Below are 11,819 nucleotides of genomic sequence, written 5' to 3' on the forward strand. Positions count from 1 at the left end.
CACCCCCTTGCCATGCACGCCGGAGCGTTTGATCTGCAGGCGGCGGCCGGCGGTTTTTGACGGGGTGAGGGCGGTGTTGGCGGGCACGTGCGGAAATTTTGGTAAGGTAATTTCATGCAGGTGCGCGCGGGTGCGTGCACATACACACAGGTGCGCGTGCGCGCGCATGGGAGTGGATTGTAGAGATGAACACGACGACTATGAGCAAGACCTTGGTGATCGCGGAAAAGCCTTCGGTGGCCCAGGACATCGTGCGGGCGCTGACCCCCGTGGCCGGCAAGTTCGAGAAGCACGAGGACCACTTCGAGAACGACCAGTACGTGGTCACCTCCGCGGTGGGCCACCTGGTGGAAATCGCCGCGCCCGAGGCGTACGACGTGAAGCGCGGCAAGTGGAGCTTTGCCCACCTGCCGGTGATTCCGCCGCACTTCGACCTCAAACCCATCGACAAGACCAAGTCGCGGTTGAGCGCGGTGGTCAAGCAGGCCAAACGCAAGGACGTGGGCGCGCTGGTGAACGCCTGTGACGCTGGGCGCGAGGGCGAACTGATCTTTCGCCTGATCGAGCAGTACGCGGGCGGCGCCAAGCCGCTGAACAAGCCGGTGCAGCGGCTGTGGCTGCAGTCGATGACGCCGCAGGCCATCCGCGACGGGTTCGAGCAGTTGCGCAGCGACGAGCAGATGCGCCCGCTGGCCGACGCCGCGCGCAGCCGTTCCGAGGCCGACTGGCTGGTGGGCATCAACGGCACGCGCGCCATGACGGCCTTCAACAGCCGCGACGGCGGCTTTTTCCTGACCACCGTGGGCCGGGTGCAGACGCCCACGCTGGCGGTGGTGGTGGAGCGCGAGGAAAAAATCCGCGCCTTCAAGAGCCGCGACTACTGGGAAATCCATGCGGTGTTTGGCGCCCAGGCCGGGCAATACCCGGGCAAGTGGTTCGACCCGGCGTTCAAAAAACCCAGCGGCGACGGTGCCGACGCCGAACTCAAGGCCGACCGCCTGTGGACCGAGCGCGACGCGCAAGCCATTGCCCAGGCCGTGCGCGGCCAGCCCGGCACGGTGACGGAAGAGTCCAAGCCCACCACCCAGGCCAGCGGCCTGCTGTACGACCTGACCAGCCTGCAGCGCGAGGCCAACGGCCGCTTCGGCTTCAGCGCCAAAACCACGCTGGCGTTGGCGCAAAGCCTGTACGAAAAGCACAAGGCCCTGACCTACCCGCGGACCGACAGCCGTGCCCTGCCGGAAGACTACCTGCCCACGGTGCGGCAGACCATGGAGATGCTGGCGGCCAGCCCGCTGCACCACCTGTCGCAGCACGCCCGCACCGCGCTGGACAACGGCTACATCAAGCCCACCAAGCGCGTCTTCGACAACAGCAAGGTGAGCGACCACTTCGCCATCATCCCCACCCTGCAGGCGCCCAGCGGCCTGTCTGAGGCCGAACAGAAGCTGTACGACCTGGTGGTGCGCCGCTTCCTGGCGGTGTTCTTCCCCAGCGCCGAATTCATGGTCACCACCCGCATCACGAAAGTGGCTGCCGCGGGGGCCACGCACCACTTCAAGACCGAAGGCAAGGTGCTGGTCAAACCCGGCTGGATGGCGGTGTACGGCAAGGAAGCGGCCGAAGACGTGGAAGACGCCAAAGCCGGCGACAAGGGCCAGAACCTGGTGGCGGTGCAGCCGGGCGAAACCGTGCGCACCGACGAGGCCACCGCCAAGGGCCTGAAAACCCGCCCGCCCGCCCGTTACAGCGAAGCCACGCTGCTGGGCGCCATGGAGGGCGCCGGCAAGATGGTGGACGACGAAGAACTGCGCAGCGCCATGCAGGAAAAGGGCCTGGGCACGCCGGCCACGCGCGCGGCCATCATCGAAGGCCTGCTGACCGAAAAATACATGCTGCGCGAAGGCCGCGAGCTGATCCCCACCGCCAAGGCCTTCCAGCTCATGACGCTGTTGCGCGGCCTGGGGGTGGAAGAACTCTCCAAGCCCGAGCTGACCGGCGAGTGGGAGCACAAGCTGTCGCAGATGGAGCGCGGCCAGTTGAGCCGCGAGGCCTTCATGCGCGAGATCGCGGCCATGACCGAGCACATCGTCAAAAAGGCCAAGGAATACGACCGCGACACCGTGCCCGGCAACTACGCCACCCTGGCCACGCCCTGCCCGAACTGCGGCGGCGTGGTGAAGGAAAACTACCGCCGCTACGCCTGCACCGGTGCCGATGGCAAGAGCGACGGTTGCGGTTTCTCCTTCGGCAAATCGCCGGGCGGCCGCACCTTCGAGATCGACGAGGCCGACGCCTTCCTGGCGGCCAAGCACATCGGCCCGCTGGAGGGCTTCCGCTCCAAGGCCGGCTGGCCGTTTGTGGCCGAGCTGGCGCTCAAGTTCAGCGACGAAGACAAGAATTGGAAGCTGGAATTCGATTTTGGCGACGACAAGAAGGAAGAGGAAACCGGCGAGCTGGTGGACTTCGCCGGCCGCGACAGCCTGGGCCCTTGCCCCAAGTGTGGCAGCCCGGTGCACGCGCACGGTGCCAACTACGTCTGCAGCAAGGCCGTGCCGACAGTGGGGCAACCGACGCCGAGCTGCGACTTCAAGAGCGGTACCACCATCCTGCAGCAGGACATCGCGCCCGAGCAGATGCAAAAGCTGCTGAGCACCGGCAAGACCGACCTGCTGGACAAGTTCGTGTCCAACAAGACGCGGCGCGCTTTCAAGGCCTTCCTGGCCTGGGACCCGGGCGCGGGCAAGGTGGGCTTCGAGTTCGAGCCGCGCGAGAGCAAGTACCCGCCGCGCAAGACGGCCGCGGCCAAAAAGGCCCCCGCCAAGAAGGCCGCGACACGCAAAACCCCCGCACGCAAGACCGCGGGCTGAGCGGCCTATCATTGAAGTTTTGACTCATAACCAACGGAGACCCACGCCATGAGCTTCAAGCTGTATTACGCCCCCGGCGCCTGTTCCTTTGTGCCCCATGCCCTGCTGGAGCTGGCCGGCGCCACGTTCGAGCCGGTCAGCGTCAAGCTGCACAAGGGCGAGCAGCACAGCGCCGACTACCTGTCCATCAACCCGCGCGGCCAGGTGCCGGTGCTGGTCGATGGCAGCGACGTGATCACCCAGATCGTGGCCATCGTGCTGCACCTGGACCAGCGCCTGCCCGAGGCCGGCCTGCTGCCCAAAGCCGGCTTGGAGCGCACCCGCGTGCTCGAAACCTTGGTCTGGATGAACAACACGGTGCACCCCACCTTCACCCACGTGTTCATGCCGCAGAAGTTCACCGACAACGCCGAGGCGCAGGCCGCGGTCAAGGCCTTTGCCGTGGGCAAATACCGCGAACTGCTGGACGAAATCGAGGTGAAGGTGGCGCACAAGGCCACCCCGTGGCTGACCGGCGAGCGCCCGGGCGTGCTCGACGCCTACGCCCTGACCTTCCTGCGCTGGGGCGGTTTTGCCGGCATCGACCCCACCACCCTGCCCGCCACCTGGGCGCTGGCCCAGGCCTTTGCCGCGCTGCCGGCAGTGGCGCGCGTGGTCGAGCGCGAAAAGCTGCAGCTCAACGTCTACAAGCCGGCCTGATCGGCGCGCTGGCCGAAGCGCACCGACACCCGCAGGCCACGCTGCTGGGCCCGGCCCGGGTGGGTGTCTTCCAGTTCCAGGGTGGCGCCGTGTTGCTGCGCGATCTCCTGCACGATGGCCAGGCCCAGCCCCGAGCCGTCGACGTTGGTGCCCAGCGCCCGGTAAAACGGCTCCAGCACCAGCTCGCGCTCGTTGTCGGGCACGCCGGGGCCGTTGTCCTCCACCTGCAGCACCTGCACCCCGCTGAACGGGTCCACCAGCACCCGGGCCGTGACCACGCCGCCCGAGGGGGTGTAGTTGATGGCGTTGTCCACCAGGTTGCGGACCAGCTCGCTCAGCAAGGTCGGGTTGCCCGGCAGCAGGCAGCTGCGCGGCACCTCGTCCGGGCCCTCGTAGCCCAGGTCGATGCGCTGGTCCAGGGCGCGGGGCACCGAGTCTTCCACCGCTTCGCGCACCAGCACCGCCAAGTCCACCGGCACCGCAGGCAGGGCGCGGCCGGTGCTCTCGGCCCGCGCCAGGGCCAGCAGCTGGTTGACGGTGTGGGTGGCGCGCACGCTCGATTTGGCGATCTGCTGCAGCGAGCGGTGCACGTCTTCGGCGGCGGCGGCCTGCTGCGCCATTTCGGCCTGCATGCGCAGCCCCGCCAGCGGCGTCTTGAGCTGGTGTGCGGCGTCGGCCAGGAAGCGTTTCTGGTTGTTCAACGAGCTTTTCAGGCGTTCCAGCAGGTCGTTGATGGACGACACCAGTGGCGCCACCTCCTGCGGCACGTGCTCGTTGTCGATCGGGCTCAGGTCGTCGGGTTTGCGCGCGCGAATCCGCTGTTCCAGGTCGTTCAGCGGACGGATGCCGCGCACCAGCGCCAGCCACACCAGCAGCACCGCCAGCGGCAGGATGATGAACTGCGGCACCATCACGCCCTTGATGATCTCGGTCGCCAGCTTGGAGCGCTTGCCCCGGGTTTCGGCCACCTGCATCAGCACCAACTGGTCGCGGTTCAGGCCGCGGGCCACCCAGGTGTAGGCCACGCGCACGTCTTCCTCGCGCACCACGTCGTCGCGCAGGTAGACCTCGCCCGGCATGCCCCTGAGTTCGGGGTCGGGTGTGGGAAAGTCCGGGTCGCCGCTGACGAGCGTGCCCTGCTGGTCGCGCACTTGGTAGAAGATCAGATCGGTGTCGTCGGCGCGCAGCAGGTCGCGCGCCTGGGCGGTCAGGTTGAACTGGGTCAGGTGGTCGCGCACTTCGATGAACTGGGTCAGCGCCTGCAGGTTGAACTCCAGGGCGCGGTCGTAGGGCTTGCTGGCGATGCCCTGTGCCACGAACCAGGTCAGCGCCAGCGACAGCGGCCACAGCAGCAGCAGCGGCGTGAGCATCCAGTCCAGGATCTCGCCGAACAGGCTGCGCTGCTCGCGCTGAAACAGGCCGAAGGACAGCGGTGCCGCCGGCTCCGGCTGGGGGTCGAGGGGCGAGGCCGCCTCAGCCGGCGATTTTTTCAAGGCAGTAGCCCAGGCCGCGCACCGTGGCGATGCGGATCGGGCCTTTCTCGATCTTCTTGCGCAGGCGGTGGATGTAGACCTCGATGGCGTTGTTGCTCACCTCTTCGCCCCACTCGCACAGGCGCTCGACCAGCTGGTCCTTGCTGACCAGGCGGCCGGCGCGCTGCAGCAGCACCTCCAGCAGACCGAGTTCGCGGGCCGACAGCTCGACCATCTTGCCGTCGATGGTGGCCACGCGCCCGGCCTGGTCGTAGGCCAGCGGCCCGTGCTTGATCAGGCTGGTGGCCGCACCGTTGCCGCGCCGCACCAGGGCGCGCACGCGCGCCTCCAGCTCCTGCAGCGCGAAGGGCTTGGCCATGTAGTCGTCGGCGCCCAGGTCCAGGCCCTTGACCCGGTCGTCCACGCTGTCGGCCGCGGTCAGGATCAGCACCGGCAGGGCCGAGCCGCGCGAGCGCAGACGCTTGAGCACCTCGAGCCCGTGCATCTTGGGCAGGCCGAGGTCGAGGATGAGCAGGTCGAACTCGTTGTTGGTGAGCAGGGCGGCGTCGGCTTCGGTGCCGCTGGGCACGTGGTCGACGGCGGCGCCGGCGGCACGCAGGGTGCGCAACAGGCCATCGGCCAGCACCTGGTCGTCTTCTGCAATGAGGATGCGCATCGCTTGCCTCCGGGTTGGGGTCTCGGCTTGGTGCCGGATTCTGGACTTTGGGTCGATTTTAGGCGCCTGCCGACCGGGTTTGGGGCGGCTTAGGGTTCGTCCCCGTCGGCGTAGGCCTCCAGGCCGAGCGCCACCACGGTCGCCACGTTGGCGCCGACCTGGGCACGGAATTCGGCTTCGGCCTGCTGCACCGCCTGCCGGAAGGCGTGCAGCCAGTCCAGCCCCGCGGGGGTGAAGACAATGCGCTTGGCGCGGGCGTCCAGCGGGTCGGGTTCGCGCCGCACCAGGCCCCAGGCGGCGCACTGGTCCACCAGGTCGCCCATGGCTTGCTTGCTCATGCCCGCGCGCTCGGCCAGTTCGGTCAGGCGCGAACCGCGCAGGCCCAGGTGGCGTGTGATGTGGACGTGGGCGGCCCCCACCTGGTCGCGGGCGGCCAGGTGGGACAGGGCCAGCGGCGCCTCCGCCGAGTGCGCCATCAGTTCCAGCACCCGGGCGTCGAAGCGGCGCAGGGCGTGGCCCATCAGCCGGCCCAGGTGGGTCAGGCGCCAGCGCTCGTCGTCGGGGGTGGTTGGGGTGTTTTCGGTCACGGGTAAATAGTAATGCAAACTGACTAAAAATATATGTTTTTGAATTTTATAAGCGTTTAAACTGCCCCTCAAGCGCCAACGCCAAGCCGTCAATATCAGGGAGGCGGGTGCTTCAACCTCATGTTTTTCAAGGAGTTTTTCATGAACGCAGCCGTCAAGCCCCAAGACAGTGAAAAAGCCAAGGCCCTGCAGGCCGCGCTGGCGCAAATCGAGAAACAGTTCGGCAAAGGCACCATCATGCGCCTGGGCGAAGGCGAGGCGATCGAGGACATCCAGGTCGTCTCCACCGGTTCGCTGGGCCTGGACGTGGCCCTCGGCGTGGGCGGCCTGCCGCGTGGCCGGGTGGTGGAAATCTACGGCCCGGAATCCTCCGGCAAGACCACGCTGACGCTGCAGGTGATCGCGCAGATGCAAAAACTGGGCGGCACCTGCGCCTTTGTGGACGCCGAACACGCCCTGGACGTGCAGTACGCGCAGAAGCTGGGCGTGAATCTGCAGGACATGCTGATCTCCCAGCCCGACACCGGCGAGCAGGCGCTCGAAATCGTGGACAGCCTGGTGCGCTCCGGCGCGGTGGACCTGATCGTGGTGGACTCGGTGGCGGCGCTCACGCCCAAGGCCGAAATCGAAGGCGACATGGGCGACAGCCTGCCCGGCCTGCAGGCCCGCCTGATGAGCCAGGCGCTGCGCAAGCTGACCGCCACCATCAAAAAGACCAACTGCATGGTCATCTTCATCAACCAGATCCGCATGAAGATCGGCGTGATGTTCGGCAGCCCCGAAACCACCACCGGTGGCAACGCGCTCAAGTTCTACGCCTCGGTGCGCATCGACATCCGCCGCATCGGCTCCATCAAGAAGGGCGAGGAGGTGGTGGGCTCCGAAACCAAGGTCAAGGTGGTGAAGAACAAGGTGGCGCCGCCCTTCAAGACGGCCGAGTTCGACATCCTCTACGGCGAAGGCATCAGCCGCCAGGGCGAGATCATCGACCTGGGCGTGCTGCACAAGGTGGTGGAAAAGTCGGGCGCCTGGTACGCCTACAACGGCGAGAAGATCGGCCAGGGCCGCGAGAACGCGCGCGAATTCCTGCGCGAGAACCCGCAGCTGGCGCACGAGATGGAAAACAAGATCCGTGCGGCGCTGAACGTGCCGGCCCTGCCGGCTTACGAGGCCCCGGCCCAGGGCGCGCGCAGCGCCGACGAGATCGAAGACGCCGACGCGCTGTGAACGAGCCCAGCGCCCGCGAGGGCGGGGCGCGGCCGGGCCGGCCGGCGCCCTCGCTGAAGGCGCGGGCCTTGCGCCTGTTGGCCTTGCGCGAGCATTCCCGGGCCGAACTGGAGCGCAAGCTGCGCCCCCACGCCGATCCGCCCGAGGCCCTGGCCCCGGTGCTGGACGAACTGCAGGCCAAGGGCTTCATCAACGAGGCCCGGGTGGCCGACAGCCTGGTGCACCGCAAGGCCGAACGGTTCGGGGCGGCCCGGGTGCGGGCCGAACTGCAGGCCAAGGGTTTGAGCACCGAACTCGTGGACGGGGCGGTCCAGCAACTCCGGGCGAGCGAGGCCGAGCGGGCCCAGGCCGTTTGGGCGCGCAAGTTCGGCGCCCCGCCCCGCGACCCGGCCGAGCGGGCGCGGCAGATGCGCTTCCTGGCCGCACGGGGCTTCGCGGCCGAGGTGGTCCGGCGGGTGGTGCCGGCGTTCGGTGCCGACCCCGGTGGGTGGTCCGATTGAGGGGGTATCATGGCCGCATGACGCGACGCGACCGGTTTTCGCCCTTCGACGCCCCGCTGCCGCAGCCCGGAGACCGGCCATGACGGCCAGCCCCCTGAAGCCGCCGGGCTTGCGTGTGCTGGTGGTGGACGACGATGCCTTGAACCTGCGCGTGGCCGCCCGTTTGTTGCGCGACCTGGGGCACGGCGGGGCCCTCGTCACCGACGGCGCCAAGGCCCTGGCGGCCCTGCCCCGGCAGGCGTTCGATCTGGTCCTGCTCGACATCCACATGCCCGAACTCGACGGCCACGCGACTTTGCGTGCCATCCGCGAGGGCGAACGCTCGGGCGAACGCGTGCCGGTGGTCATGATGTCGGGCGACGGCGGCGCCGACACCCAGCAGGCCTTTCACGCGGCGGGGGCCGATGGCTTCCTGGTCAAGCCCCTGTCGGTGCCGGCCCTGACCGAGGTCCTGCGCCGTCTGCGCCTGGCCTGATGCCATGCAGGCGGCCTTGTCCACACCCGAAGCGCCCGATTGGGTCCAGGCCTGGGGCCTCTTGGCCCAGCACAGCCCCCAGCCCATGCTGTTGTGCGATGCCACACACCGGGTGGTGCGGGTCAACCCGGCGGCCGAGCGCTGGCTCGGCCCCGCGCAGGCCCTGCTGGGCAGCCCGCTGGACACGGCGCTGCCCCTGTGCAACCCGGCGCCAAGCGGGCGGACCCTGTTGCTGGAGTGGTCGGCGGTGCTGGCCCATTGGTCGGGCATGGACGTCGATGTCTGCGTGCGCCTGTCCGGGGGCAGCGACCACTGGTTCCGTTTGATGTCCCAGCCGCTGCCCGCGGGCGGCCATGCCTTGAGCCTGAGCGATGTGGACGGCTACCGGCGCGAACTGGAGCGCTCCCGACGGTCGGTGCGCGGCTGGCAGGCGCTGGCGGACACCCTGAACATGCACGCCATCGTGTCCGAGGCAGACCGGGCCGGCACCATCGTCTGGGTCAACCGGCGTTTCGAGGCCATCAGCGGCTACAGCGCCCAGGAGCTGATCGGCAGCAACCACCGGATCGTGAATTCGGGCACCCACCCCCCCGCGTTCTGGGCCGACATGTGGGCCACCGTCAGCCAGGGCTTGCCCTGGCGCGGGGCCGTGTGCAACCGCGCCAAGGACGGTTCGCTCTACTGGGTCGACAGCCTGATCGCGCCGCAGCTCGGCCCCGACGGTCTGGTGGAAAAGTACACCTCGATCCGCACCGACATCACCCGCTACAAGCAGGCCGAAATGGGCCTGGCGGCCAGCCGTCGCATGCTGGCCCGCACGGGCCGGCTCGCCGGCGTCGGGGGCTGGTTTCAGAATGGGCGGCGCGACACCCTCTACCTGTCGGCCGAGTGCCTGGCCATCTATGGCCTGGAGGCGGGCGACATGGACGAAGCCCCAGGGGCGCCGGGGTATTTCGCGTTCCCGATGGACCACCCCAAGATGGCCGCCGTCGTGGCGCACGTGCAGCAACTCCCTCCGCCCTTCGACACCGTGGTCGAGATCCACTCCGTGCGCCGGGGCTTGCGTTGGCTGCGCATCCTGGGCCAGCGGGAGGTGGACGACCACGGCCAGTCGCTGCTCATCGGGGCGGTGGTCGACATCACCGCCTTCACCCACGCCCAGCGGCGCGTCCAGGAGAGCGAACGCACGTTCCGCGCGGCCATCGATGCCCTGGGTGAGGCCTTTGCCCTGTTCGACACGCAGGAGCGCCTGGTCTTCTGCAACGACCGCTACCGCGAGCGGTACCCGGGCAGCGCCGAGGTGACCCCGCTGGGCGCACGCTACGAAGACATCCTGCGGGCCGATGGCGGCAGTGGCGCCGCACCGGTGGGTGAGGGGGCGTTCGAGGACTGGGTGGCCGAGCGCCTGCGGCGCTTTCGCAGTCCCAGTTCCGACCAGATCGTCCAGCTCAGCGACGGCCGCTGGCTGCACCTGGCCGACCGCAAGACCGCCGACGGCTTCCACGTGGCCTTCCGCATCGACATCACCGACACCCAGCGTGCGCTGCGCGAGGCCGATGCGGCGTCCCGCAGCAAGAGCCAGTTCCTGGCCAACATGAGCCACGAGATCCGCACCCCGATGAACGCCATCCTGGGCATGCTGCGCCTGCTCGAATTCACCGAGCTGTCGCCGCGCCAGGGGGAGCTGGTGGACAAGACGACGTCGGCGGCACGCTCCCTGCTGGGCATCCTGAACGACATTCTCGATTTTTCCAAGATCGAAGCCGGCAAGATGACGCTCGATCCCGAGCCCTTCGTGGTCGAGGCCTGGTGCGTCGAACTCGCCACCATCCTCTCGGGCACCCTGGGCGGCAAGGCACTGGAACTGGTGTTCGACATCGACCCCCTGTTGCCGCCGGTGCTGGTGGGCGATGCCCTGCGGCTCAAGCAGGTGCTGATCAACCTGCTGGGCAATGCGATCAAGTTCACCTCGCTGGGCGAGGTGGTCCTGCGCCTGGAGCGGCTGGCGTGCGACGAGCACCGGGCGCGCGTGCGTTTCGAGGTGCAGGACAGCGGCATCGGCATCGCGGCGGAGCAGCAGCGTTTCATCTTCACCGGGTTTTCCCAGGCCGAAGCGTCCACCGCGCGGCAGTTCGGCGGCACCGGCCTGGGCCTGGCCATCGGTCAGCGGCTGGTGGGGCTGATGGGGGGGGCCATCGCCGTGGACAGCGAGCTGGGGCGGGGCAGCCGCTTCGGTTTTGAAGTGGAGCTGGGGGTGTCGGCCCTGGGTACCGAGCGCCGCCAGGCCGAGTGCCACTCTGCGGTGCGGGCACCCCGGGTGTGGCTCGTGGGTTGCCACCCCCGCACCCGCGAGGCACTGGTCCGAGGCCTGGGCGCGCAGGGTTGTCTGGTGCACACCGGCGACCGCGCCGAGGACGTGCCCGCCGACCTGGTCGTGTCCGACCTGTCCGCCACCCCGGCCCAGGCCGACGCGCTGGAGGCGGTCTTGCACAGTTGGCACGCCGCCGGCCATGCGCCGGTGTGGCTGCGCCTGGGACGGGGTGCCGAAGAGGCCCAGGCGGCCGAGGTCCAGGGGCGTGTGCAGCCGCACCGCGACCTGATCAAACCCCTGACCGCGCGCGGCCTGCTGCAGGCCTACCGCGGCGCCCGGGACGACCGCAGCTCGGCGTCCGACCGGGCGGCCCAGCCGGTCGAGGTGCCGCAACGCCTGCGGGGTTTGCGCCTCTTGCTGGTGGAGGACAACGCCTTCAACCAGGAGGTGGCGCTGGAGATGTTGCGGCGTGAAGGGGCGACGGTGGACCTGGCCGACAACGGCCAGGCGGCCCTCGCCGCCCTCACCGTGCCCGAGGGGGCGGCGCCGTCCCACGACCTGGTCCTGATGGACATGCAGATGCCGGTGCTGGACGGTTTGCAGGCCACGCGGGCGATCCGCCGCCTGCCCCGGTTCGCGGACCTGCCCATCCTGGCCATGACCGCCAACGCCATGCCCACGGACCGCCAGGCCTGCCTGGAGGCCGGCATGAACGCGCACATCGGCAAACCTTTCGATCTGGACGAGGTGGTCCAGGTCATCCTGGTGCACACCGGGCGTGCGCCACGGGAGGCCGGGCGGCCGCCGGCCGCGGTCCCGGCGTCTGCGGTCCCGTCGGTGGGCCTCGCACCCGCCGTGTTCGCGCCCGAGGCCGCCTTGCGCCGTCTGGGCGGCGATCGGGGGTTTTTCGAACGCCTGCTGCGCGCCTACCCCGGCGTCTGGCGCCAGCAGGCCGCCGAATTGCAAGCCGTCCAGCAGGCCGGCGACCGGGCCCAGGCCGCC

Annotated in this window: 9 protein-coding genes; 6 read left to right on the top strand and 3 right to left on the bottom strand. The window is 68.9% G+C overall.

Features of this window, described 5'->3' with window-relative positions:
- Window positions 1-200: 200 nt before the first annotated feature.
- Together CON77_RS07660 and CON77_RS07665 are read left to right on the top strand one after the other, a co-directional pair.
- Window positions 201-2,870, top strand: coding sequence for a DNA topoisomerase III (locus CON77_RS07660; RefSeq protein ID WP_232788446.1), 2,670 nt, complete (start codon window positions 201-203; stop codon window positions 2,868-2,870).
- A gap of 48 nt (window positions 2,871-2,918) precedes the next feature.
- Window positions 2,919-3,569: a glutathione S-transferase family protein gene (locus CON77_RS07665; protein WP_101048580.1), complete on the top strand. Its 651-nt coding sequence runs from the start codon at window positions 2,919-2,921 to the stop codon at window positions 3,567-3,569.
- Here the strand turns inward: CON77_RS07665 and CON77_RS07670 are convergent.
- From CON77_RS07670 to CON77_RS07680, 3 genes are all read right to left on the bottom strand, one after another.
- Complete coding sequence (locus CON77_RS07670; RefSeq protein WP_101048585.1) at window positions 3,554-4,939, bottom strand: sensor histidine kinase; 1,386 nt, start codon at window positions 4,937-4,939, stop codon at window positions 3,554-3,556. The genes CON77_RS07665 and CON77_RS07670 overlap by 16 nt on opposite strands.
- 103 nt (window positions 4,940-5,042) lie before the next feature.
- Window positions 5,043-5,717, bottom strand: a complete 675-nt coding sequence (locus CON77_RS07675) for a response regulator (protein WP_101048581.1) — start codon at window positions 5,715-5,717, stop codon at window positions 5,043-5,045.
- Window positions 5,718-5,806: 89 nt separating this feature from the next.
- The gene (locus CON77_RS07680; RefSeq protein ID WP_439650540.1) at window positions 5,807-6,238 is read right to left on the bottom strand and encodes a MarR family winged helix-turn-helix transcriptional regulator; all 432 of its coding nucleotides are present in this window, start codon (window positions 6,236-6,238) and stop codon (window positions 5,807-5,809) included.
- Window positions 6,239-6,445: 207 nt separating this feature from the next.
- On the opposite strand from CON77_RS07680, the gene recA reads away from it, so the two are divergent.
- From recA to CON77_RS07700, 4 genes are all read left to right on the top strand, one after another.
- A complete protein-coding gene (gene recA, locus CON77_RS07685) occupies window positions 6,446-7,531 on the top strand; it encodes a recombinase RecA (RefSeq protein WP_101048586.1) in 1,086 nt (361 codons plus the stop codon).
- Window positions 7,528-8,031, top strand: coding sequence for a recombination regulator RecX (gene recX / locus CON77_RS07690; RefSeq protein ID WP_101048583.1), 504 nt, complete (start codon window positions 7,528-7,530; stop codon window positions 8,029-8,031). The genes recA and recX overlap by 4 nt, the downstream gene beginning before the upstream one ends.
- A gap of 79 nt (window positions 8,032-8,110) precedes the next feature.
- A complete protein-coding gene (locus tag CON77_RS07695) occupies window positions 8,111-8,506 on the top strand; it encodes a response regulator (protein WP_101048584.1) in 396 nt (131 codons plus the stop codon).
- A gap of 16 nt (window positions 8,507-8,522) precedes the next feature.
- A partial coding sequence (locus CON77_RS07700) for an ATP-binding protein (RefSeq protein WP_198552307.1) occupies window positions 8,523-11,819 on the top strand: 3,297 nt, incomplete at its 3' end.

This window comes from Macromonas nakdongensis (assembly GCF_002837145.1).
Taxonomy (GTDB): Bacteria; Pseudomonadota; Gammaproteobacteria; order Burkholderiales; family Burkholderiaceae_C; genus Macromonas_B; species Macromonas_B nakdongensis.